Consider the following 24,263-nt stretch of genomic DNA (forward strand, 5'->3'; position numbering starts at 1 on the left):
GGCATGTCCCAGGCCGCACTACCCGCCACGCCGATTCCGCACCCGGCCACCGTGCCGCTGGCGCGTGCGGCCGACGCCTTCGTGATGCAGGGCGATGCGCTGTACCTGGACTGTGCCGCCCAGGCTCCGCAGCTTCGGTCCGTGCATGCGGCGGGAATGGCCGCGCTCGAGGCCGTGGCGCGACCCTGGCAGCGGGTCTCGCCGACGCCGCCGGAACAGCGCGAGACATTGCGCGCGCTGCTGTCGCAACTTTTCGACGGTGAAGCCGACGGCGTCGCGCTGGTGCCCTCCGCGGCCTTCGGCCTGGCCACGGCAGCGAACAGCCTGCCGCTGGAGGCCGGCGATGCAGTGCTGGTGCTCGACGGCCAGTTCCCGTCGAACCTGCTGTGCTGGCAGCGGCGCTGCGCCGACACCGGTGCGCACCTGCGTGGCGTTTCGCGCGAATCCGGCCAGGACTGGACCGATGCGGTACTGGCGGCGGTCGCCGACGAGCCGCGGCTGCGCATCGCCAGCCTGCCCCAGGTGCGCTGGGACGACGGCGCCGTGCTCGACCTCGACCGCATCAGCGCCGCGCTGCGCGAACGCGACGTCGCGCTGGTGCTCGACCTCAGCCAGAGCCTTGGCGTGGTGGCGCCGGACATCGGTCGCTGGCAGCCGGATTTCGCCGCGTCGGTTGGCTACAAGTGGCTGCTGGGCGCGCGCGGCCTGGCCTGCCTGTGGGCGGCGCCGCGCTGGCGCGAAGGCGGCCGGCCAATCGAACACCACTGGATAGCGCACGACAGCGGGCCGGATTGGCGATTCGCGGTGCATTCCCCCGCGCCGTTCGCCGCGGGCGCCCGGCGCTTCGATACCGGCGGCCTGGACGACCCCATCCGCCTGGCCATGGCGATCGCCGGGCTCGGGCAGGTGCTTGCCTGGGAACCGCCGAACATCGCCGCCGCGCTGGGCGAGCGCACCGGCGCCCTGCACGACGCACTCGATGCCGCCGGCCTGTCGGCGTGGACCAGCCGCGGCCACGCCCCGCACCTGATGGCGCTGGAACCGCCGTCCGCCATCGTCGCGGCGGCTGATGCCGCCCTGCGCGGCGCCGGCATCCACTGCACCTGCCGCCACGGCCGTTTGCGCATCGCCCCGCACCTGCAGGTCGCCACCGGCGACATGGCGCGGGTGGCCGACGCGCTTTCACGCTTCGCCTAGGCCGGGGCCACCGGCCCGGCGCGTTGCTTTCAGGGTCCGGGCGATTACACTTGGCCGATGATCCTGACCCTTCCCGAACTGATCACCCCCGAAGAACTCACGCTGGTCAAACAGCTGGTCGCCGGGGTCGGGTTCACGGAAGGCAAGAGCACGGCCGGCGAGCTGCTGCACAAGGCCAAGAACAACCAGCAGATCCCCTGGGACCACCCGGTGATGAAGAAGATCGCCGGCCTGGTCATGCAGGCCCTGGGCCGCAACGACGCCTTCATGGGTGCCGCGCAACCCCGGCGGCTGGCGGCGATGCTGGTCAGCCGCTACCAGCCGGGCATGGCCTATGGCCTGCACGTGGACGCGCCGATCATGGCCGAACCCAACCACGTGCGCAGCGACGTCTCCTTCACCCTGTTCCTCAACGAGCCCGACACCTACGAAGGCGGCGAGCTCGCCTTCGAGTCGGGCAGCGGTGAAACCGCCTTCAAGCTGCCGGCCCGTTCAGCCATCTGTTATTCCACCGGGCAGCTGCACCGCGTGCGCCCGGTCGAATCGGGGGAACGCCTGGCGGTCGTGGGCTGGGTGCAGAGCCTGGTACGCGAACCGGCCGTGCGCGAAATCCTCTACGACCTGTCCGAAGCGCGCGAACAGCTGGTCGGCAAGGAAGGCTGCGAGCGTGCCCTCGAGCTGATCAACAAGTCCTACTTCAACCTGCTGCGCCGCCACGCCGAACCCTAGCGGCGGCGGCGCGCGCGCCCGACGACTCCCCGTTTGCGCACGGAGCGCCGTGCAACCGGTAGGCGGACGGATCCAGCCGCGCCACGGCGTGGGCGTATTCGGCCGTGTAGCCGGGGAAGATCGCCACCACCTTGCCGTTGTCCATGCGGTACCAGCTGCGGCACCGGGCCCAGACCGAGCCGGACAGCCGCTGCTGGATTCGGGCGTTGTGGCTGCGCATGACGTCGTCGCGTACTTCGATGGCCCGGTGGCCGCCGGCTTCGACGGCGTGCATGCAGGCGATGGCGTGTTGCACGGCCGGTTCGATGTAGAGCAGGGTCGAGGTGTGACCGGTGGCGGTGTTCGGGCCCAGCAGCAGGAACATGTTCGGGAAGCCGGCGACGCTGATGCCGTTCCAGGCCTCGGGGCCGTCGCGCCAGGCGTGCTCAAGGCTCTGGCCGTCGCGTCCGGTGATGCGCACCGACTGCAGCAGGTGCACGGTTTCAAAACCAGTGGCGCAGATCAGCACATCGAGCTCGCGTTCGCTGCCGTCGGTGCAGCGGATGCCGGTGGCCGTGATCCGCTCGATGCCCGTTGTCACCAGTTCGGCCTTGCCCTGGGCGAAGGTCGGGTAGTAGTCGTTGGCGTAGATGATTCGTTTGCAGCCCAGCGGGTAGTCCGGTGCCAATGCGGCGCGCAGGGCCGGGTCGGCCACCTGGCCCTGCAGGTGCCGGCGCGCCTGCCACAGCATCAGCCGGCGCATCAGGCTGCCGTCCTCGAAGCCGCGCCGGCCCAGTTCCAGGAAGGCCACCCAGAACCGCCTTACGCCGGCCGCCACCGGCGGCACCCGTGACAGCCAGCGGTCGAACCAGCGATAGCGGCGCTCGAGCCGCGGCAGCACCCAGTTCGCGGTGCGCTGGAAAACAAACATGCGCGCCGCCTGCGCCGCGACCGGCGGGATCAGCTGCACGGCGGTCGAGCCGGTCCCGATGACGCCCACGCGCTTGCCCTGCAGCGGCACGCCGTGGTCCCAGCGGGCGCTGTGCAGGCGCTCGCCCCGGAAGTCGTCCAGGCCCGGGATGTCCGGCCAGCGCGGTTGGCTCAGCGGGCCGGTGCTGCAGATGAAGTAGCGGGCTTCGATCCGTTCGCCGCGCTCGGTCCGGAAATGCCACATCCCGCTGTCTTCATCGAAGCGTGCCTCGGCCAGCCGCGTGCCCAGGCGCAGGCGCGCGGACAGCCCGTGTTCTTCCGCCAGCGCCTGCTGGTAGGCCTGGATCTCGGGCGCGTCGGCGAAGCGCTGGCGCCAGTGCGGATTGGGCGCGAATGAAAACGCATAGGCCGGTGCCGGCACGTCCACCTGCGCTCCCGGGTAGCGGTTGTCCCACCAGGTGCCGCCGATGCCGTCGCTCTGTTCGAGCATGACGACGTCGTGCAGGCCGTGTTTCTGCAGGTTGATGGCGGCGCACAGGCCCGACATGCCGGCGCCCAGGATGAGCGTGTGGTGGCGGCGCGGGGCGTCGCTCGCGGGCAAGGCATCCAGTCGCCGGGTGATGAACTGCGCCAGGCGCGCCACCGCCGAATCCGCGGAAGGCAGCTGGCCGGCATGCAGCTGGAACACGTGCCAGCGGCCGGGCGTGAAATCGCGGCGCGCAGCAACGCCGGCGGACGCCAGCGCCTCGAGCAGGGCTTCGGCCTGCGGCGCCAGCAGGTCGTCGCTGCCGAATTGCACCAACGTCGGCGGCAGTCCGCGCAGATCGGCGAGCAGCGGCGACACCAGGGGATTGTCGGTCTGGTCGCCGGCGTAGTTGCGCGCATTGGCGTGTGCCCAGGCCGGGCTGAGCAGGGCTTCGCCGGGCACCGGCGCCAGCGGCGTTTCCGGACGCAGGTCGACCAGCGGTGCGATCAGCGCGAGTGCGGCAGGCGCCGGGCGACCGGTATCGCGGACCTTGAGGGCCAGCGCCAGCGCCAGGCCGCCGCCGGCGGAATCGCCGGCCAGCACCACCGGGCCGCGCACGGCGAGTTCATCGTAGGCCGCCAGGGCGTCGTCCAGCGCGGCGGGGAACGGGTGCTCCGGCGCCAGGCGGTAATCGGGCACGTGCACCGGCACGCCGCAGGCGCGCGCCAGCCAGGCCGACAGGCAGCGGTGCGTGCGCGGTGAGCCGGTGGTGTAGCCGCCGCCGTGCAGGAAGAGCACGGCGCCTTCGCGCACCGCCGCCGCGCGCGGGTCCTGCCAGGTGACACAGGGCACGCCGCCCAGGGTGCCCGGGGAATTTTCCAGCCCACGCGGCAGGCGTCCGATGCCCGACAGCATGTCCATCCAGCGGCGCTGGAAGGCCGGGGAAAAACGCGGGGCCAGCACCGGCTTCACCAACAGGCGCAGCGTCGTCCTGAGCAGGGCTGCGCGCAGCGGGTCGGGGGAAGCCATCGGGATTGCCTCGAAGGTGAGGGAAGCAGCATAGGCAAAGAGTGCCGGCCAGCGACAGGGTTAAACTCGCCCGCATGGACGCGCCGCGTTTTCCGCCCCCCGCCTCGATGATGCAAGGTTTCGCCGACGCGGTATATCGCGTGCACGGCGATGGCGAGGTGATCAGCCTGCGCATCGGCCAGGCCAACCCGGCCATGGCTGCCCTGATGGCCCGGCATGGCGCCCGCCACGGTGGCCTGGTGACGGGCGAGAACCCTTTCGGCCAGCAGCAGTCCGCGCAGCGTAATGCGGCGGCCAACGACGCACTGCGCGCCGCGATCGATGCCATCGGCCTGGTGCGCGTGGCTTCCGATGGTGGCAGCGAGGATGGCGCCTGGAACGAACCGGGTTTCCTGGTGCTCGGCGGCGACGATGGAGTGCTCGACCGGCTGTCGCGGCGTTTCCGCCAGGCGGCCTGGGTGCGCATCAGCGCCGACGGCACGGCCCAGCTGGCGGCCTGCCGCTACCCCCTGGCCAGCAGCGGCGAAACGCCGTGCTGGCCATCGGAGCTGGTCCCCGGCCCCTGAAGGGGCGGCGGGTGGCTCAGACGCGCCCGACCACCGGCACCAGCGCGCCGGTGATGGCGCTGGCCTTGTCCGACAGCAGGAAGACGATGGCGTCGGCCAGCTGCGCCGGCTGCACCCAGGCGCTGAAATCGGCGTCGGGCATGTCGGTGCGATTGGCCGGCGTGTCGATGATGCTGGGCAGCAGCGCGTTGACGGTGATGCCGCGGCCCTTGAGTTCTTCGGCCAGGGCTTCGGTGAAACGCATGACGCCCGCCTTGGACGCCGCGTAGGCACCCATGCCGGCGCCGGCCTTGAGCGCGCCGTTGGCGCCGATGTTGACGATGCGGCCACCGTCGGGAAGATGGCGCAGCGCCGCCTGGCTGGCGGCCACGGCCGTACGCACGTTCATCTGGTACATCCGGTCCCAGGTGTCGGTGGAACCGTCCTGGACCTTTTCCCAGGCAAAACCGCCGGCGATGTTGACCAGGCCGTGCAGTCCGCCGTGCTGGCTGGCGATGGCGTCGAACGCCGCCCCGGTGGCCTTCGCGTCGGCCAGGTCTACGCCGCCATGCAGGTGCGCCGCACCCAGGGCCTTGGGCTCGCGCGGTGCCTCGGCCAGGTCGATCGCGGCGACGGTGGCGCCCTGCTCCAGCAGTGCTTTCACGACCGCGGTGCCCAGGCTGCCGAAGGCGCCGGTGACGGCGATGGTTTTTCCGTTGAGGGACATGGCGTGGCTCCTGTTTCCAATGCCGGCCATGGTAACCGACGCGACGTTTGCGCCCGGTCAGGGCGCCATCGTGTCCGCCGGCACCCGCACCGCGCCTTCCATCAGCACACGCGCGCTGCGGCTCATGATGGCCTTGCGCACCTGCCACTGGCCGTCCACCTGCGTGGCCTCGGCGCCCACGCGCAGGGTGCCGCTGGGGTGGCCGAAGCGCACGGCCTGGCGCTCGCCGCCACCGGCGGCTTCATTGACCAGGGTGCCCGGGATGGCCGCGGCGGTGCCGATGGCGACCGCGCAGGTGCCCATCATCGCGTGGTGCAGCTTGCCCATGGACAGGGCGCGCACGCACAGGTCGATGTCGCCGGCGGCGATGGGCTTGCCGCTGCTCACGACGTGGTCGGTGGGCGGGGCGACAAAGGCGATCTTGGGGGTGTGCTGGCGCTTCGGAGCTTCGGAAACATCGCCGATGAGTCCCATGCGCACGGCGCCGTGGGCGCGGATGGTTTCGAAACGCGCCAGCGCGGCCGGGTCGCCGTTGATCGCGTCCTGCAACTCGGTGCCGGTGTAGCCGATGTCCCGGGCGCGCACGAAAATCGTCGGGATGCCGGAGTTGATCATCGTCGCTTCGAAACGGCCGACGCCGGGCACGTCCAGCGTGTCCACCAGGCTGCCGGTCGGGAACAGGGCGCCGCCATCTTCGCCGTCATCGGCCGGGTCCATGAACTCGAGCACGATCTCGGCCGCCGGGAAGGTGACGCCGTCGAGCTCGAAGTCGCCGGTCTCCTGCACTTCGCCATTCGTGATGGGCACGTGGCAGACGATGGTCTTGCCGATGTTGGCCTGCCAGACCTTCACCGGGAACACGCCGTTCTCAGGCAGGCGCGCCTTGTCGATGAAGCCGTTGGCGATGGCGAACGGGCCCACCGCGGTGCTGAGGTTGCCGCAGTTGCCGGACCAGTCCACGAAGGCGGTGTCGATGGCCACCTGGCCGTAGAGGTAGTCGACGTCGTGGCCGGGCTGGCTGGCCTTGCTGATGATCACGCACTTGCTGGTGCTGCTGGTGGCGCCACCCATGCCGTCGGTGTGCTTGCCGTAGGGGTCGGGCGAGCCGATGACGCGCATCAGCAGCGCGTCGCGCGCCGGGCCGGGCTTGCGCGCGGCTTCGGGCAGGTCCTCGAGGCGGAAGAAAACGCCCTTCGAGGTGCCGCCGCGCAGGTAGATTGCCGGGATCTTCAGCTGCGGTGCGTGGGTCATGGCGTCAGGCGGCCTTGGTGGATTCGAGGAAGTCCTGGGCGAAGCGCTGCAGCACGCCGCCGGCTTCGTAGATCGAAACCTCCTCGGCGGTATCGAGGCGGCAGGTGACCGGCACCTCGACGCGGCTGCCGTCACGGCGGTTCACCACCAGCGTGAGCGTCGCGCCCGGGGTGCGTTCGCCGGTGACGTCGTAGGTTTCCGTGCCGTCCAGGCCCAGGGTCTTGCGGGTGGTGCCGGGCGCGAACTCCAGCGGCAGCACGCCCATGCCGATCAGGTTGGTGCGGTGGATGCGCTCGAAACCTTCGGCGGCGATCGCCTCGACGCCGGCCAGGCGCACGCCCTTGGCGGCCCAGTCACGCGAGCTGCCCTGGCCGTAGTCGGCGCCGGCGACGATGATCAGCGGCTGGCGACGGTCCATGTAGGTTTCGATCGCCTCCCACATGCGCGTCACCTTGCCCTCCGGCTCCAGGCGCGCCAGCGAGCCCTGCTTCACCTTGCCGTCCTCGATCACCATCTCGTTGAACAGCTTCGGGTTGGCGAAGGTGGCGCGCTGCGCGGTCAGGTGGTCGCCGCGGTGGGTCGCGTAGGAATTGAAGTCTTCTTCCGGCAGGCCCATTTTCGCCAGGTATTCGCCGGCCGCGCTGGACGCCATGATCGCGTTCGAGGGCGACAGGTGGTCGGTGGTGATGTTGTCGCCCAGCAGCGCCAGGGGGCGCATGCCGGTGAGCGTGCGCGGCCGGGCCAGCGCGCCTTCCCAATACGGCGGGCGGCGGATGTAGGTGCTCTGCGGGCGCCAGTCGTACAGCGGCGTCACTTTTTCACCCGACTCCACCGCGATCCGGAACATCGGCTCGTAGACCTTGCGGAACTGCTCGGGCTTCACCGCCGACTTCACCAGCGCGTCGACCTCCGCATCGCTGGGCCACAGGTCCTTCAGGGTCACCGGATTGCCATCGGCGTCATGGCCCAGCGCATCCTTTTCGATATCGAAGCGGATGGTGCCGGCGATCGCATAGGCCACCACCAGCGCCGGCGAGGCCAGGAAAGCCTGCTTGGCGTAAGGATGGATGCGGCCGTCGAAGTTGCGGTTGCCGCTGAGCACGGCCGTGGCGTAGAGGTCGCGCTCGATGATTTCCTGCTGGATCTTCGGGTCCAGCGCGCCGGACATGCCGTTGCAGGTGGTGCAGGCGAAGGCGACGATGCCGAAGCCCAGCTTTTCCAGCTCGTGTTTCAGGCCGGCTTCCTCCAGGTACAGCGCGACCGTCTTGGAGCCCGGCGCCAACGAGCTCTTCACCCAGGGCTTGCGGACCAGGCCCAGCGCGTTGGCCTTCTTCGCCAGCAGGCCGGCAGCGATGACATTGCGCGGGTTGGAGGTATTGGTGCACGAGGTGATGGCGGCGATGATCACCGCGCCGTCGGGCATCAGGCCCTGGGCTTCCTGCGCGCGCCCGGCCTCGAGGCTGCCGGAAATCCCCTTCGCCGCCAGCTCGCTGGTGGCGACGCGGGCATGCGGGTTCGACGGGCCGGCCATGGTGCGCACGACGCTGGAAAGATCGAACTGCAGCGACCGTTCGTAGCGCGCGCCAACCAGTGCGTCCGCCCACAGGCCGGTGGTCCTGGCGTAGGTCTCGACCAGGGCCACCTGTTCGTCGGTGCGGCCGGTCAGGCGCAGGTAGTCGAGGGTGTTGTCGTCGATGAAGAACATCGCCGCGGTGGCGCCGTACTCGGGCGCCATGTTGGAAATCGTGGCGCGGTCGCCCAGGGTCAGCGCTGCCGCGCCCTCGCCGTGGAACTCGAGCCAGGCGCCGACGACCTTCTGCTGGCGCAGGAACTGGGTGAGCGAGAGCACCACGTCGGTGGCGGTGATGCCCGGCCCCGGCTTGCCGGTGAGCTCGACGCCGATGATGTCGGGCAGGCGCATCCAGGAGGCGCGGCCCAGCATCACGCTTTCGGCCTCCAGGCCGCCGACGCCGATGGCGATGACGCCCAGCGCGTCCACGTGCGGCGTGTGGCTGTCGGTGCCGACGCAGGTATCCGGATAGGCGACGCCGTCGAGCACGCCGATCACCGGCGACATTTTCTCGAGGTTGATCTGGTGCATGATCCCGTTGCCCGGCGGGATCACGTCCACGTTCTTGAACGCCAGCTTGGTCCAGTCGATGAAGTGGAAGCGGTCGGCGTTGCGGCGGTCCTCGATCGCGCGGTTCTTGCTGAAGGCCTCGGGGTCGAAGCCCCCGCATTCCACCGCCAGCGAGTGGTCGACGATCAGCTGCACCGGCACCACCGGGTTCACCTGGGCCGGATCGCCGCCCTGGTCGGCAATGGCGTCGCGCAAGCCGGCCAGGTCCACCAGCGCGGTCTGGCCCAGGATGTCGTGGCAGACCACGCGCGCGGGGAACCAGGGAAAATCCAGGTCGCGCCTGCGCTCGATGAGCTGGCGCAGCGAATCGTCCAGGGTGGCCGGCTCGCAGCGCCGCACCAGGTTTTCCGCCAGCACCCGCGACACGTAGGGCAGGCCGTCCCAGGCGCCCGGCTTCAGGGCCTCGACCGCCGCGCGGGCGTCGAAATAGTCCAGGGAGGTGCCGGGCAGCGGCTTGCGGTGCTTGGAATTCATGGCGGAAGGCTCGGGAGAACGCGGAGCCCGCCATTATCCGGCATCGGGCGGAGCGAGGCACCCCGCCCCCCTTTTCGCTGGCCGGGCTAGACCTTGGACAGCACCAGATCGAAGTTGCCCGTGGGTGCCGTTCCGCGCCCGGATTCGAAGGCCACGGTGAGTTGCCCGCGCTCCGCTGGGGACAGCGAGTTCCACAGCCGGTCGGCGTCGTTGAGCGGTTCACCGGCGAAGTACATCTGGGTGGTGACTTCCCGGAAGCCGCGTTTGGCCACCTTGAAGTGGATGTGCGGCGGCCGGGACCAGCCCTTGCCCACCGGGTAGGCGCCGGGTTTGATGGTCCGGATGCGGTAGCGGCCTTCGGCATCGGTGGTCAGGCGCGCCCAGCCCTGGAAGTTGGGGTCCAGCGGGGCCGGGTTCGGGTCGGATTCGTGGTCGTAGCGGCCGTGGCTGTTGGCCTGCCAGACGTCCACCAGCGCTCCAGCGATGGGGGCACCCGTCTCGTCCCGTACCTGCCCGCTGATCTCGATCACCTCACCGAGCGCCGCTTCGCTGCGGCCTTCCACGCGGGTCATGTCCAGGTCCTTGTCCGCCTGGTCCTTCTTGGGGAAGAACGGCCCTTCGGTCTGGGTCGGGGTGGGTTCGGCGGCCAGCAGCGGAGCGCCTGCCACCAGCGCCACGACGCCCAGGCCGCCCTGCACCACCTGCCGACGGGTCAGTCGGGTCCGGTCATTCATGTGCGCTCCCCCTTGGCGCCCGCGCGTTGCGGGCCAGTACCCAAAGCAAACGTGGCGCGGATCGCGGAACGGACGCCGGGGGCCAAGGCTGGGCCCCGCGAGCTCAGGCCTGGTCGCCGCCGTGGTGGAAATGGCGAAGGAACGGTACGCCGTCATCCTGGACTTCGCCCAGCGCCTGGGCCAGTGCATGGCCGGCATAAACGGCGTGCGCGATCAGGCCGGGCGCCTCGCAGTCGCCGACGCGATGCAGGGAAAACACGCCTGCCCCGGCATCGCGGCCGGCGAGCGCCTGGAACAACGCGTCTTCGGGGATGCGCGCGGTGACTGCCACCACGGCGTCCGCGGGCAGTTCCAGCACCTCGCCAGACCAGGTGTCCTCGACCCGCAGCGTGCGGCCTTCGTAGCGGGCAATCACCTTGGAGACATGCACCTGCACGCCCAGCGCCGCCAGGCGCTTGCGCACGTGCCGGTATTCCAGCGTGTACTGGCCCCAGGGCGCGACCACGTCCTCGGGCGTGACGAAGTGCACGCGGCAGCCGGCCTTGGCCAGCAGTTCAGCGGCGACGGTGGCGTGGTAGCCGCCGTCGTCGTCGACCACCACCACCTCGCCTTCGGGCAGGCGCCCGTCCATCAGGTCGTCGGGGGTGAACACCCTCGCATTGTCCGGGAAGCCTTCGATGCCCAGGCCGTGGCTGCGGCCGAAGCCGTCGCGCCGCCAGTGGGCGCCGGTGGCGATGACCACGTGGTCGGCACCGAATTCCAGCACGTCGGCGGGTTCGAGACGCGAGTCGAGATAGGTCGCGACCTTGGGCAGCTTGTTGATCTGACCCAGCCGCCAATCGCGCACGCGCGCCCATTCGGCCAGGCCGGGCAGGCGCGCTTCGCGGCTGACGCGGCCGCCGAGTTCCTTCGAGGCTTCCGCCAGCGACACCTCGTAACCCCGCTGGCCCAGGGCCCGCGCGGCTTCCAGGCCCGCCGGACCGCCGCCGACCACCAGCACCTTCGCGGGTTTGCGCGCGGGCGCGATGCGCTCGGGATGCCAGCCCTTGCGCCATTCCTCGCCCATGCTCGGGTTCTGGGTGCAGCGAATCGGCGAAACGGTGTTGTCACCGGAGACGCAGACATTGCAGCCGATGCATTCGCGGATGTCGTCGAGCCGGCCTTCTTCGATCTTGCGCGGCAGGAAGGGGTCGGCGATGGACGGGCGCGCGGCGCCGATGATGTCGATCACGCCGCGGCGAAGCTGCGACACCATCGTGTCGGGCGAAGTGAAACGGCCGACGCCGACCACCGGCTTGCTGGTGGTCTTCTTGACGAAGTCGACGAAGGGTTCCTGCGCGCCTTCGCCGCCGAAGCGCGAAGGCAGCGAATCGTTGTACCAGGCCGACACGTTCACGTCCCACAGGTCGGGCAGCTCGGCAAGCATGGCCACGATGTCGCGCGCTTCGGCCAGTTCGACGCCACCCGGCCCCAGCATTTCCTCGGTGGCGAAGCGCAGGGCGACACCGCAGCGGTGGCCGACGGCGTCGCGGGTGTCTTCGATCAGCTCGCGCAGCAGGCGCACCCGGTTCTCCAGCGAGCCGCCGTATTCATCCGTGCGCTGGTTGCGGCGGCGCTGCAGGAAGTGCATGGCCAGCGACAGGTCGTGCGCGGCGTACACGTACACGATGTCCATGCCCGCCTTCATGCCGCGCACCGCCGCTTCGCGGTGCCAGCGCCGGTAGTCGCGGATGTCGGCCTTGTCCATGGCCCGGGCCTGGTGCGGGTAGCCGTACTTGGTCGGCTGGTGCGAAGGCGCCAGCAGCACCTCGCGCGAGAACAGGTTCGAGGCCGCCGGGCCGTTGTGGGTCAGCTCCACCGCCGCCAGCGCGCCGAACGCATGCACCTTCTCGCACATCAGCGCCAGCGCCGGGATGTCGCGGTCGTCCCACAGCCGCGCCTCGACGTAGGGCGTGAGGTCGGTGCTGGGGTGGATTTCGCATTCCTCCGTGGACACCACCGCCCAGCCGCCCTCGGCCTTCACCTCGCGCATGGCGGCGTGCGCCAGCGGCATCGCGTGGCCCATGCCGTTGCAGTGCGGCACCTGGAAAAAGCGGTTCTTCGCCGTCACCGGGCCGATTCGGATCGGCTCGAACAGCGGGTCGTAGCGCGGGTCGCGCATCAGGCGTCGCTGGTGGCGGCATACGCCGCGCGCAGCTGGTTGTGGAAATGCCAGACGCCCGACTCGCGCTTCGGGCACAGCCGGCCGGCGTTGTAGCTGCCCGAATCCAGGCCGCGCTGCACGGCCTCGCAGATGGCGATGTCCTCGGCCTGCACGACGTCGCTGAAGTCGCGATCGGCGGCCGCCAGCGCTTCGCCCGCCGCCCCGGGCGCGTAGTAATAGTCGAACTCCACCCGGCAGCGGCCCGGCCCCAGCGGCAGCACCCGGTTGGTCTGCAGGCGGCCCGGCAGGATGTTGAGCATCACGTTCGGGTACACGAACCAGTAGAAGGCCTCGCCGTCACCGTAGGCGTTGGCGCCGCCGGCGTCGCGCAGCGGCGAATGCTGCAGCGATTTCCAGTCCAGCAGCTCGGTGTCGTAGGCGCGATAGTCCAGCACCTTCGACAGCCCCGGGTGCACGTGCGGCAGGTGGTAACCCTCGAGGAAGTTGTCGACGTAGACCTTCCAGTCGCAGGCCAGGTCGTAGTGGTCGCGGCGGGCGAAACGCAGCGCGGCCAGGTCGATCGGCGCGATGCGTTCGGCAATGCCGCCGTAGACGGCCTCGAACGCCGGCACCTCGTCGCTGGCCGCCACGAACACCAGTCCTTGCCATTCGGCGACCCGCAGCGCGGGCAGCCGGATGTCGCCGACATCGAAGGCTTCGGCCTCCTGCATTTCCGGTGCAGACCGCAGCTGGCCTTCAAGCGTGTAGGTCCAGCCGTGGTACTTGCAGTGCAGGGCCCGGGCGCCCTTGCCATTGCACAGCGCCAGCGGTCCCGCACGGTGCCGGCAGACGTTGGCGAAAGCGCGCAGCACGCCGTCGGCGCCGCGCACCAGGATGACCGGTAGCCGGCCGACCTGGTCCACGACGTGGTCGCCGGGTTCGGCCAGTTGGCCGGCATGGGCCACCAGCTGCCAGCTGCGGGCGATAACGGCGCCCTGGTCGCGCGCGAAGGCCGCCGTGCCGGCATAGAAGCCAGCCGGCAGCGCGGTGGCGGTTTGCAGGGGCGGACCATGGACTCGGGACATGCCCCGAAGTGTAAGCGGCCCGATGGCCTTGGTGCGCCCGTGTGCCGCCCGGTCAGTCCAGGCGGATGACCACCTTGCCCAGATGCTGCGAGCCCGCCAGGTAGCGGTAGGCCGCCGCCGCGTCGGCGTAGGGGAAGACCCGGTCGATGACCGGATGGATGTCCGCCTGCTCGACGAACCGGACCAGGTCGCGGGCCATGGCGCGGCTGCCGACCATCAGGCCGATCAGTCGCTTGCTCCCCAGGAACAGGGCGGCCGGATCGATACGCGCCGGCTCCGCGCCGGCCAGCCGGCCGATCACGGCGACGCTGCCGCCCGACTGCAGGGCGTCGATCGACTGCGCCAGGGTGTCGGGGCCGCCGACGTCGAGGACGCGCGCCACGCCCTGGCCACCGGCAAGGTCGCGCAGCCACGATCCCCAGGCCGGATGCCGGCGATAGTTGATGGTCACGTCCGCGCCCAGTTCCCGCACCCGAGCCAGCTTGGCATCGTCGGACGAGGTGACCAGGACCCGCAGTCCCGCGGCCTTGGCCAGTTGCAGGGCCCAGACCGAGACACCGCCCGTGCCCAAGAGGGCCACGGCGGCCCCCGGCGGCAAGGGATCCAGGCCGAACAGCGCATGCCAGGCCGTCAGGCCGGCGCAGGGAAGGGTCGCGGCCTCCACATGGGTCAGGTTGGCCGGGGCGTGCACCCAGGCAGTGGCCGGCAGCACCCGCTGTTCGGCCAGGACGCCATCGAGGCTGCCGCCCAGGGCGCCGGCGATGACCTCCGGGGTCGCCGGGCCCGAGAGCCAGTTCGGGAAGAAGCTGGAGACGACAGGGTCGCCCGGCTGGAACTCGCGCACTGCCGAACCCACTTCCAGCACCTCGCCCGCGGCGTCCGAGGCCGGGACGATGACCGGCCCGGCGCCGCCGATGCGGCCATCGGCGAACATCAGGTCGCGGTGGTTCAGGGCCACGGCGCGGATACGCACGCGGACCTCGTCCGGGCCCAGCGGCAGCGGCTGGCGCTGTTCGAGACGCAGGGCCTCGGGACCGGCGCCGCGACCGAGGGTGTAGGCGCTGTAGGTAGCCGGCGGGGCCGCCGGGGCGAGCACTGAAACGCGGGACATGGCGGCTCCAGGGGGCCTGTTGGGGATGAGCAGGCTATGCCCTGCAGGGCTGCCCAGGAACTGGCACAATCTGCATTCCGTATATGCAAATTCGCATAGGCCGGTGATGGACAAACGACTGCAATGGTCCGACCTCCAGTTCTTCCTGGCCGTCTGCGAAAAGGGCTCGGTGGGGGCCGCCGCCAAGGCCCTGGGCGTCAACCACTCCACGGTGCTCCGGCGCCTGGGCAGCCTTGAGCGCAGCCTGGCCGTCCGCCTGTTCGACCGGCTTCCGACCGGCTACGCGCTGACCTCGCACGGCCAGGCGCTGGCAGCGGACGTTGCGCAACTCGCGGAGCAGGTGGACGCGGCCGAGCGGCGGGTGACCGGTGCCAACCTCCAGCTCAGTGGCACGCTGCGGCTGACCGCGCCCGAAGCCTTGCTGCAAACGCTGATGCTCGCGCCGCTGGCGAACTTCCGGCGGCTGCATCCGCAGCTGGGCCTGGAGCTGGTGATCAGCAACACCTTCCTGAGCCTGACCAAGCGGGAAGCCGACGTGGCCGTGCGCGGCACGAACCATCCCCCCGAACACCTGGTGGGGCGCCGCGTCGGCGTGGTGCAGACGGCGCTGTACGCGTCGCGGGATTACCTGGCCTCGCTCGGTCCCGGCGCCGACGAGCGCGACTACCAGTGGGTCGGCCATATCGACGCCCTGGCACAACTCGATTCCGCGAAATGGATCCGGCAAAACGTGCCCGCCGAACGGGTGGGGCTGCGCGTGGACACGCTGGTGAGCGTGGCGGACGCGGTGGCGGCGGGCGCCGGGGTTGGCTGGGTGCTGTGTCCGCTGGCCAGCCAGCGCGCCGGCCTGGTGCAGCTGCGCGAACCCCTGGAAGCCTTCGACACGCAGGTGTGGGTGCTGACCCACCCCGACCTCAGGCGCGTGGCGCGGGTCAAGGCCCTGACTGACGCCCTGTTCGACGCCCTGTCGTCCGATCCGCGACTAAGCCATCGCGGCAAACCCTAGGCGCCGGTGCGCTGGCTCATCGCCAATCGTTCGCGCAGGCCGCTGGCGCGACGCACCGCGCGCGCGAGCGCGGCGTCCAGGCTGGCCTGCGGCCCCCAGACTTCCACCGAACGTTTTGCCCGCGACAGGCCGGTGTAGAGCAGCTGCCGCGACAGGATGCGGTGCTCGGGATCGGGCGGCAGCAGCACGGCGACGTGGCCGTATTCGCTGCCCTGGCTTTTGTGGATGGTGATGGCGAAAGCCGCGGCATGCGCCGGCAGCGCACCGGGCGCGAGGGCGCGGGCGCCGCCATCGGGCGCTTCGAACCACACCTGCAGGCGGCCGTCGGCGCCGGCCAGGCACAGGCCCAGGTCGCCATTGAACAGGCGCGCGCCGTAGTCGTTGCGGGTCACCATGACCACGCGGCCGGGGAACCAGTCGCTGCCAGCCGGCACGTTCCACTGCTGGCGCAGGCGGGACTCGATGGCGGCGGCGGCGACGTCGGCGCCGAACGGACCCTCGCGCAGCGCGCACAGCAGCTGCCGGGCCGGCAGGGCCTGCAGCGCGGCCAGGGCCGCGGCGGCTTCGTCGGTGTCCGGCAGCGGCGGCGGCGGACCGGGCTCGGCCAGGGCATCGGCCCAGCCACGCAGGCGGCGCGCCAGGGCGCCGGTGTCTTCCAGCGGATGCAGGCGGGCGGTGTCGCCCACGGCCGCCAGCGCGCCGGCAAGTGCGGGACTATCGCCGGCGCGCACGGCTTCGTTCAGTCGCACCAGGGGTTCGACGGCGCGGAAGCTGTGGCGCAGGCGCACGAGCGCCGGCGAGCTTTTTGCTTCGAGCGTGGCGACCAGGTCCATCAGCACCGAACCGGCGCCCACCGAATCGAGCTGGTCGGCGTCGCCCACCAGCAGCAGGCAGGCGCCGGGGCGCAGCGCCTGCAGCAGGGCACGCAGCTGGGCTAGGTCGAGCATCGAGGCTTCGTCCACCACCACCACGCCGGCATCGATGGGATGTCCGGCGTTGCGCGAATACGCCTGCCGCGCCGGCGACCAGCCCAGCAGGCGATGCACGGTGCGGGCTTCGTCGGTGGGCAGCGCATCGAGCGCGCTGGCCCATGAGGCTGGCAGTTGGTCGCGCAGGCGCGCGGCTTCCTGGCGCAGCGACTGCACCAGTCGCTGCGCGGCCTTGCCGGTGGGTGCCGCGACGGCGATGCCATCGCGCGCGGCGATGCCATCGCGCAGCAGGCGCAGCAGCATGCGCAGCACGGTGGTGGTCTTGCCGGTGCCCGGGCCGCCGGTGAGCACCAGCAGCCGGCGGCCACCGATGGCGCGAACGGCGTCGCGCTGGGCGCCGTCCCTGGCCGGGTCGCCGCCGGGAAACAGCTCGGCCAGCTCGTCTTCGGCCATCGGCAACGGGCGGGCGTCGGCGTGCATGGCCTGCAGCGCCGCCGCGACCTCGCCTTCGAAGCGGTAGTTGCGCCACAGGTAGAAGCGGCCATCGGCGTCGAGTACGAAGGGCGTGCGAACGCTGCCGTCGCCGACCAGGGCTTCGCCGGCGACCTCGGCGCGCACATCGGCATCGAGCGGGGCCAGGGCGGTATCGCCGCGTTGTTCGGCCACCGTGGCCCGCGCCGCCAGGTCGGCCAGGCGCGGGCTGCCGCCGTGGGCGCCCACCCAACGGATGATGGCGCGGGCCAGCGCGCGTTCGGCCGGGCGGCCGTCGAATTCGGGCAGGGGCAGCGGGCGGTAGTCGAGGTGGCTCATGCGGCGGCCTCCGCGGCTACGCGGGCCGCCAGCGCCTGGTCCACGGCTTCGAGCAGCGCCGGCGGGAAGGCGTGGCTCCACACGCCCGCGCCCGGCACCAGTCCGGCGGCGCGAATGAAAAGGTAGATCGCCTCGCCAAGATGCTGGCCGGGGTCGTAATCGGGACGGCGCTGTCTCAGGAAACGATGCACCGCCACCGTGTAGATCAGCGCCTGCAAGCGGTAGTGGCTGTGGTCCATGGCCTGTGCCAGGGCCACCCCGCTGTAGTCGCCCAGGCGTTCGCCCAGCCAGTTGCCCTTGTAGTCGAGCACGTGCACCCGGCCGCGGTGTTCGAACACCAGGTCGATCTTGCCGGTCATCAGGCCGCGCAGTTCGCGCCAGCCCAGGACCGGCACCAGGTCGGGTTCGCCGTGCGCGGCGCAGGCCTGCCGCAGTGCGTCCAACCGGGCGCCGTCGAGTGCGAAGTGGAAGGCCATTTCGGCGCGCTGGTCGGCCACGGCCACGTCGCCGAGGCGAAGGCCGGGCAGCAGTTCGGCGGCCAGCGAACCGTCGAGGCGTTCGCACAGGCGCGGCAACAATTCATCAAGCGGTTCGCCGCGCGCGCGCACGCCGAACTGTGCCAGTTGCTTCGCGACCAGGCCGGTTTGCGCCGCCATGGGCCTGGTGGTGTCACGATTCTCGAAGCTGGCGTGCACCGCATTGCCGAAGGCGCGGCCCCGCAGCGCCGACAGGCCCAGCAGCGCCGGATGCGGCGCTTCTTCGGGCATGGCGGCAACCGCGGCCAGCACCGGCTCGGATTCGTCGGAGGCGGCGCTGTCTTCTTCGCCACCGATCCGGGCACCGCCCACCAGCGTTGAAAAGCTCAGGCGCTGGCGCAGGCGCGCGGGCGGCGGCATCGGCAGGGCTTCGCGTGATGCCGGCGGTGTTTCTTCGGGGGCAAGCGCGGGCGCCGCGGCGGGCCAGCCGGCCTGCCAGTGCAGGTGCTCAAGCACGGGAAAGTCGTGCTCCACGCCAAGTCGCTCGAGCAGCGCATCAAGCGGTGCCCGTTCGGGGTCGGATTTGGGCGAGGCGTTCTTCTTCGCCGTTGCCGGCCGCGACGGCGGCAGCGCATACACATGGCAGGCGTGGATGGCGCGGGTGAGCGCCACGTACAGCACCCGGAAGCGTTCGTCCTGGGCTTCGTGCCGGGCCTGGCGGCGGGCCGGCAAATCAAAACGCGCGAGGCGCCCCGGAGCATGCGGCTCGGGCAGCAGCCAGGGCGGCGTGTCCTGGTTTTCATTGAGCGCATGCGCCCACAGCAGCGGCAGGAAGACCACCGGGAATTCCAGGCCCTTGGCCCGGTGCAGGGTCATCAGCTGCACGCGCGCGGCGTCGGACTCGATGCGCAGCTGGCGCTGGTCGCTGTCGGGCGCTTCGCCGTCTTGGTGCTGGCGCTGTTCGCCCAGCCAGTCGAGCAGGGCGTGCGGGCCCAGGCCCTGGTCGGCCTGCTGCTGCAGCAGTTCGCCCAGGTGGCGCAGGTCGGTCAGGTCGCGCTCACCGCCGGCGTGCGCCAGCAGGCGCGGCGCGGCGGACGCGGCCAGTTCCAGCACGGTGGCCAGAACCCCGCGTTCGCGCCAGGTCAGGCGCAGTTGCTGCAGGCGGTCGCTGGCGGCTTCCCAGGCGGCGGGCGAGTCGGCCAGGGCGGCGACGTCGTGCAGGCTGCCGCCCCAGAGCCGCGTCAGCATCGCAGCGCGCACGGCGCCTTCGTCCTCGGCGTGGGCCAGCGCCTGCAGGACGACCTGCAGCTCGAAGGCCCAGTCGGAATCGAAGACGCTGGCGCGACTGCCGCCGACGCAGGGCACGCCGCGCCGGCCCAGCGCTTCGCGCAGGCGGGCGATGTCGGGATTGGTGGGCAGCAGAACGGCCAGGTCGCCGGGGCGCAGACGTTCGTGCACCACCGCGTCGCCGTGCTTGCGGCCGATGGTGTGCGAGGGATCCGCCAGCAGCGCCGCGATGTGGTCGGCGCAGGCGTCGATCGCCGCCTGCTTGCGCTCGGGCTGCGAGGGCGGCGGCTGGCCCAGGTAATGCAGCACCAGCGGCGCCGGCACCGGCTGGCCACCGATGCAATAAGGCGTGGCCACCTGGCGGTCGCTGGCGAGCACGGGTTCGTAGTGGATTGCACCTTCCCCACGCGCATCGAGCGCCGGACCGGCGGCATCGACGGCGAAGAAGCCGTTCACCGCTGCGACGTAGTTCGGCGCCGAACGGTGGTTGGTGTCCAGCGCCAGTCGGTGGCCGGCGTGGGCACGCGCCCGCAGATAGGCCTGCACGTCGCCGCCGCGGAAGCCGTAGATGGCCTGCTTGGGGTCGCCGATCATCACCAGCCGGCCGCGCGGATCGCCCTGGGCGTCGCGATAGATGCGGTCGAGGATGCCGTACTGCTGGTCGTCGGTGTCCTGGAACTCGTCGACCAGCGCGTACGGCCAGTCGGTGAACAAGGCATCGGCCAGCGCCGGCCGCGTGCTGACCGCCGCGTGGGCCTGGCGGATCATTTCGTCGAAGGTGAGCTGGCCGCGGGCGGCGAGGCGCTGGTCGCGCCAGGCAGAAACCCGCGCGACCTGTTCGCTCCAGAAGCGCGCCACGTGGCCGTGGCGGGCCATCACCAGGCGCGGCACTTCATCAAGCAGGCGCGAAACCGCCGGTTGCATCATGAACTCGGACTGGCGATCGGGGCGCACCTGGCCGTCGAGTTGGAACTCCGCCAGCACGCCCAGGCGTTCGTCGGCCTTGGGCCAGTCGGCGCCGGCGAGCCAGTCGGCCATTTCGGCCAGGCACGACAGCAGCTTGGCGTTCTTGCGCGTGAACCAGGAGATGTCGTCGGCGATGGTGCGCAGGGGTTCCGCGAGCGACGGCGCCAGGTCGGCCCGCGCCTCGTCGAAGGTTTCCCCGGACGGCAGGCGCACGCCCGGGCGCAGCAGCGTGGACAGCGTGCGGGTGAACTTCGCCAGGCTCAGTTCGCCGACGCCGGCTTCGGCCAGGCCGTCGGTGTCCGACTGCCGCAGCACCCGCCAGGCGTCGTGCGCCAGTTCTTCAAGCAAGGCCTGGCCGGACGCAGCCTCGGCCACTTCGATGCCCTGCCCGCCTTCGAGCGGGTGTTCGGCCAGGATGCCGCGGCAAAGGCCATGCAAGGTGCCGATGGGCGCGCGGTCGAAATCTGCCAGCGCCAGGCGCAGGCGACGGCGGTCTTCCACAAAAACTTCCGGCTGCTGCCAGCGCGCGAGAAGCCAGGCTTCGTCGTCGCTCGTCTTTTCATCGATGGCGGGCCGCGTGTCGGCCAGCGCCAGGGCCCGGCGCAGACGGGCGCGCAGGCGTTCGCGCAGTTCCTGGGCCGCGGCTTCGGTGAAGGTGGTGACGACGATGCGCTCGACGCCCGGTGCCTGCGCGGGTTCAAGCAACAGGCGCCACCACAGCACGCCGATGGTCCAGGTCTTGCCGGTGCCGGCGCTGGCCTCGACCAGGGCGCGGCCGCCCGGCCCGAGCGGCAGTTCGCGCCAGTGCGCGACGGTAACCGGCGTGCTCATGCCGTTTCCTCCGCATCGCCCAGGCGGATGGCGTTGAGCAGCGCCGTCGCAGCATCGGCCAGCGCCAGGCGCCAGTCCTCGTTTTCATCGGGCGCCAGGCCGCGGCCCAACAGGCGCGCGTAACCCGGCGCGTAATCGAGTTCGCGGCGCCACTCGTCGCCGGCGTCGTCCTTGCCATTGGCCAGGGCCCAGCTGGTGCGCGGGAAATAGGGCCAGGGATCGGTGGCCGGGCGCGTGGCGGCATCGATGATGAAAGCCAGGCGGGTCTCGAGCTGCGCGCGCAACGGCTCGCGCTCCGCGGCGTCGGCCTGCAGGAAGGCTTCATCCCAGTCGGCGATGGCCGATTGCCAGGGCGCCTTGCCGGCCTTGGCCACCAGCGCGGCGATGCGCACGCGGCGTTTGGCGTTTTCCGGCGCCAGGCGGCATAGCGCCCAGCGGATGAACAAAGGCAGGCGTTCGCGGAAGCTCAGCGCCGCTTCGGAATCCTTGTGCGCGAAGGTGTCGCAGACGAACAGGACGCCGTTGCGTTCGCGCACGCGGTCGAGTTCGCCGCCGATGCGGAATCGCCCGACCTGGCGGGCGATGGCCGGCACGGCTTCCGGCGCCAGGTCCGGTTCAAGCAAAGCGGCGAGTTCGCTGCGGGCGCGCGCCGAGGCCACCAGCGCTTCGGCGGTGTCGCGTTCGCGCACCCAGGCCTGCGTGCCCAGCGCACCGGGCGGCAGCACGCCGCCGAGCACCAGCGCTTCGGGCGGGGATTCGGGAAGCGGCACGCCGGGTTCGGCCAAGGCCTGTTCGCACAGCGCACGCGCCTGCCGGTCGAAGACACCCAGGCGCGCTTCCAGCGGCTCGTCGCTGGCCAGGCGACGTTCGCCCAGCGCATCGAGCCGCGCGCGCAGGCCGTCGGCCAGCGCGACCCTGGCCGGATCGCGGCACCAGGCCAGCACGCGGGAAACCTCAACGTCGGCGGCTTCTTCGCTGGCCGCTGAGGGCCGCGGCGACAGCAGCGCCGGGGCATCACGTTCGCCGCCGACCATGCCGGCGAAAGCCGGCGAGAAACTGCGCCGCGCCGGGTCATCGCCGAAGTACACGGCGTCGAAGGGCTGCAGCGCATGCTTGACCAACCACGGTGGCGAATCGCCGGCGCCGGCGGGCAGCGCGGCCATCAGCTCGGCCAGGGGCGCGGCGGGATTGCGCGGCTGGCCGTCGCGCGCATCAAAGCCGACCCAGCTCAGATGCAGGCGGTCGCGCGCCGACATCATCGTTTCCAGGAACAGGTAGCGGTCGTCGCTGCGGGTGTCGCGGTCGCCCAGCCGGCGCAGGCCTTCGCGGCGGATCGGGTCGAGGCCGGCGTCGCGATCCTGGCGCGGGTACTCGCCTTCGTTCAAGCCCAGCACCGCGACCACGCGGAAGGGGATCGCACGCTGCGGCACCATGCCGCAGACGGTCATGCCGCCGGCCAGGAAACGCTGGCGGCCCGGCACGGCGCCCAGTCGCTCTTCCAGCCAGGCGCGCACCACCGGCCAGGCCAGCAGCGGATCCAGGCCGGCCTCGGCGGGCTCGGCAGCCAGGCCACGCACCACCGCGCGCAGCGCGTCCATGGCGTCCTGTGCATCGGGGTCGGTGGGCCTGGCCTGGAAAAGTTGGTCGAGCGCCGCTTCCAGCCGCGTCGCCCAGGCACTGGCGGCACGCGGGCGCGCGGCGTCATCGCGCAGGATCGCCAGCCACTGCAGCAGCTGGTCGAGTGCGCCCAGGGCCAAGGCCGCGTCGGCGACGCCGGTGACCGGCGCCAGGCGCTGGCCGGCGACCGACATCAGGTCGTCGCTGTCTTCGTTGCCGTGCACCAGGCTGGCCAGCAGGCGGTCCATCGCCCAGGCCAGGGTGTGTTCTTCAATGGCCGGAACGCCCAGGGCCGCGCGCGCGGCCGGGTCCAGGCCCCAGGCGGCGCGGGCTTCGGCCAGCGCGCGTTCAAGCAGGACCAGGGCATCGGCGTCCAGCCCCAGCCGGCGGGCGACGTCGGGCTGGGCCATGAAATCGAGCAAGGCCGGCGCGGTTTCGCGCGAACCCGGCAATGCCAGCAGCTGGCGGAAGGCGGCGAACAGCGGCACCGTGCTGGCCACCGGCACGTCGGCCAGGTGGTAGGGCAAGGGCGCGCTGGCATCGCCCGGCGCACCGAACACCGCCGGCAGCAGCGGCAGGTAGGCGCGGATGTCGGGCGCCATCACCACGATGTCGGAAGGCGCGATGGCGGGATTGTCGTGGCGCGCCTGCAGCAGCGCGTCGCGCAGGGCTTCGAGTTCGCGCAGGCGGGTGTGGCAGGCGTGAACGCGCAGCGAGGCATCGGCGCGGCGTTCTTGCGGCGTGCGCGGATCTTCCGCCAGCAGCGAAGGCGCGAGCCGGCGCAGGCTTTCCTGCAGGCGTTCGAGCAGCGGGCCGGGTGGGCGGTCGTGATCGGATTCGTCGCGGTAATGACGCATGTCCAGCGACGCATCCAGCGACTGCACCTGCAGCATGAAGTGTTGGCCCAGGCGGCCCCAGGCCGAGAGCAGTGGATGGTTCTGGTCGAGGAAGGTGGTTTCCGCGTCGCGCGAGAACGGGTCGGCGGCGAGTTCGCGCAGGTGCGCGGCTTCGCTGCGCAGGCCGCCCCAGAATTCGCGGCAGGGGTCGGGCACGTACAGCACCACCGGCCGGTGCGCGGCCAGCGCGTGCAGAACCTTCAGTTCGGCCGGCGCCAGGTGGGCCAGGCCAAACACATGCAGGGGATCGGTGGCGGCCACGCGCACGCCTTCTTCGCGCAGCTTGCGCTCGAGCAGGGCCAGCTGGCCGCCGCGATGGGTCTGCCCGATCGCCGACTGCAGCGCCTGCCACAGGGCCGGGTGGAAACCTGCGCCGTCGAAGGCACCGCGTCCGCGCGACCAGTCGGCCAGCCACTCGGGCCGGTAGGCCATGTACTGGGTGTAGATGCGCGCCAGGCGGTCGGCCAGCTGGAAGCGCCGCCGTTCGGCGTCGGCGCCGTCGAGCGCGGCGCGCAGGGTCGGGTCGGTGCTGGATTCGAGCAGCGCGAAGATGCGCCAGCGCAGGTGTTCGCGGCGCCAGGCGGCGGGCGAAGTGGCGCCTTCGCCCAGGATCTCGCCGGCGAGCCGGTCGAGGAAGCCGCTGGGCAGCAGGATGTCGAGGTTGGCGACGATGCCGCGCACGCCGCGCCTGTCCGCCAGCGCCCCCGCCAGCCACTGGCGCATGCCCGGGTGGGCCGCGACCACGGTCTGCGGCGCCAGCAGTGCATCGGGCGGCTGGGTGGCCAGCAAATGGTCCAGCGGCACCAGCAGCGCTTCGAGCCGGCTGGCCCGGAACACCGTGATTCCTTCGCTGGCGCGTTGTTTCCAGTCCGCGGGCATCCGCACAGCCTAGCTGATGTGGACCG

At 71.3% G+C, this 24,263-nt stretch carries 15 protein-coding genes; 4 read left to right on the forward strand and 11 right to left on the reverse strand.

The window, feature by feature from the left end; genetic code table 11:
* Window positions 1-3 precede the first annotated feature (3 nt).
* On the forward strand, window positions 4-1,197 hold the full coding sequence (locus ACYVJH_RS09400; protein ID WP_460454385.1) for an aminotransferase class V-fold PLP-dependent enzyme: 1,194 nt from the start codon (window positions 4-6) through the stop codon (window positions 1,195-1,197).
* Between the two features lie 57 nt (window positions 1,198-1,254).
* The gene (locus tag ACYVJH_RS09405) at window positions 1,255-1,926 is read left to right on the forward strand and encodes a Fe2+-dependent dioxygenase (protein ID WP_460454386.1); all 672 of its coding nucleotides are present in this window, start codon (window positions 1,255-1,257) and stop codon (window positions 1,924-1,926) included.
* Here ACYVJH_RS09405 and ACYVJH_RS09410 read toward each other — a convergent pair.
* Window positions 1,895-4,330, reverse strand: coding sequence for an alpha/beta hydrolase fold domain-containing protein (locus tag ACYVJH_RS09410; RefSeq protein WP_460454387.1), 2,436 nt, complete (start codon window positions 4,328-4,330; stop codon window positions 1,895-1,897). The two genes, ACYVJH_RS09405 and ACYVJH_RS09410, sit on opposite strands and share 32 nt — an antisense overlap.
* 74 nt (window positions 4,331-4,404) lie before the next feature.
* Here ACYVJH_RS09410 and ACYVJH_RS09415 point away from each other — a divergent pair, with 74 nt between their 5' ends.
* Window positions 4,405-4,896 carry a DUF3293 domain-containing protein gene (locus ACYVJH_RS09415; RefSeq protein WP_460454388.1) on the forward strand — a complete coding sequence of 164 codons (492 nt, stop codon included), beginning with the start codon at window positions 4,405-4,407 and terminating at the stop codon, window positions 4,894-4,896.
* Window positions 4,897-4,912: 16 nt separating this feature from the next.
* On the opposite strand, the gene ACYVJH_RS09420 is transcribed toward ACYVJH_RS09415, so the two are convergent.
* The 7 genes from ACYVJH_RS09420 to ACYVJH_RS09450 form a co-directional block, all read right to left on the reverse strand.
* The gene (locus ACYVJH_RS09420) at window positions 4,913-5,602 is read right to left on the reverse strand and encodes an SDR family oxidoreductase (protein ID WP_460454389.1); all 690 of its coding nucleotides are present in this window, start codon (window positions 5,600-5,602) and stop codon (window positions 4,913-4,915) included.
* A 57-nt stretch (window positions 5,603-5,659) separates the two neighbouring features.
* On the reverse strand, window positions 5,660-6,853 hold the full coding sequence (prpF, locus tag ACYVJH_RS09425; RefSeq protein WP_460454390.1) for a 2-methylaconitate cis-trans isomerase PrpF: 1,194 nt from the start codon (window positions 6,851-6,853) through the stop codon (window positions 5,660-5,662).
* A gap of 4 nt (window positions 6,854-6,857) precedes the next feature.
* Window positions 6,858-9,467, reverse strand: a complete 2,610-nt coding sequence (gene acnD, locus ACYVJH_RS09430; protein WP_460454391.1) for a Fe/S-dependent 2-methylisocitrate dehydratase AcnD — start codon at window positions 9,465-9,467, stop codon at window positions 6,858-6,860.
* Window positions 9,468-9,553: 86 nt separating this feature from the next.
* A complete protein-coding gene (locus ACYVJH_RS09435) occupies window positions 9,554-10,201 on the reverse strand; it encodes a dioxygenase family protein (RefSeq protein ID WP_460454392.1) in 648 nt (215 codons plus the stop codon).
* A 103-nt stretch (window positions 10,202-10,304) separates the two neighbouring features.
* Window positions 10,305-12,362: an oxidoreductase gene (locus ACYVJH_RS09440; protein ID WP_460454393.1), complete on the reverse strand. Its 2,058-nt coding sequence runs from the start codon at window positions 12,360-12,362 to the stop codon at window positions 10,305-10,307.
* Window positions 12,362-13,429 carry an aromatic ring-hydroxylating oxygenase subunit alpha gene (locus tag ACYVJH_RS09445; protein ID WP_460454394.1) on the reverse strand — a complete coding sequence of 356 codons (1,068 nt, stop codon included), beginning with the start codon at window positions 13,427-13,429 and terminating at the stop codon, window positions 12,362-12,364. The genes ACYVJH_RS09440 and ACYVJH_RS09445 overlap by 1 nt, the downstream gene beginning before the upstream one ends.
* A gap of 52 nt (window positions 13,430-13,481) precedes the next feature.
* Window positions 13,482-14,540: a zinc-dependent alcohol dehydrogenase family protein gene (locus tag ACYVJH_RS09450; protein WP_460454395.1), complete on the reverse strand. Its 1,059-nt coding sequence runs from the start codon at window positions 14,538-14,540 to the stop codon at window positions 13,482-13,484.
* Window positions 14,541-14,646: 106 nt separating this feature from the next.
* Here ACYVJH_RS09450 and ACYVJH_RS09455 point away from each other — a divergent pair, with 106 nt between their 5' ends.
* Window positions 14,647-15,546 carry a LysR family transcriptional regulator gene (locus ACYVJH_RS09455; RefSeq protein ID WP_460454396.1) on the forward strand — a complete coding sequence of 300 codons (900 nt, stop codon included), beginning with the start codon at window positions 14,647-14,649 and terminating at the stop codon, window positions 15,544-15,546.
* Here ACYVJH_RS09455 and recD read toward each other — a convergent pair.
* Genes recD through recC form a run of 3 tightly spaced genes read right to left on the reverse strand, consistent with a single transcriptional unit; the run spans window position 15,543 to window position 24,237 of the window.
* Complete coding sequence (recD, locus tag ACYVJH_RS09460) at window positions 15,543-17,285, reverse strand: exodeoxyribonuclease V subunit alpha (protein WP_460454397.1); 1,743 nt, start codon at window positions 17,283-17,285, stop codon at window positions 15,543-15,545. The genes ACYVJH_RS09455 and recD overlap by 4 nt on opposite strands.
* A complete protein-coding gene (locus tag ACYVJH_RS09465; protein ID WP_460454398.1) occupies window positions 17,282-20,845 on the reverse strand; it encodes a UvrD-helicase domain-containing protein in 3,564 nt (1,187 codons plus the stop codon). Before ACYVJH_RS09465 ends, recD begins: the two co-directional genes overlap by 4 nt.
* A complete protein-coding gene (gene recC / locus ACYVJH_RS09470) occupies window positions 20,842-24,237 on the reverse strand; it encodes an exodeoxyribonuclease V subunit gamma (RefSeq protein ID WP_460454399.1) in 3,396 nt (1,131 codons plus the stop codon). The genes ACYVJH_RS09465 and recC overlap by 4 nt, the downstream gene beginning before the upstream one ends.
* Window positions 24,238-24,263: the final 26 nt, after the last annotated feature.

The sequence above is a fragment of the Arenimonas aestuarii genome, from assembly GCF_054781715.1.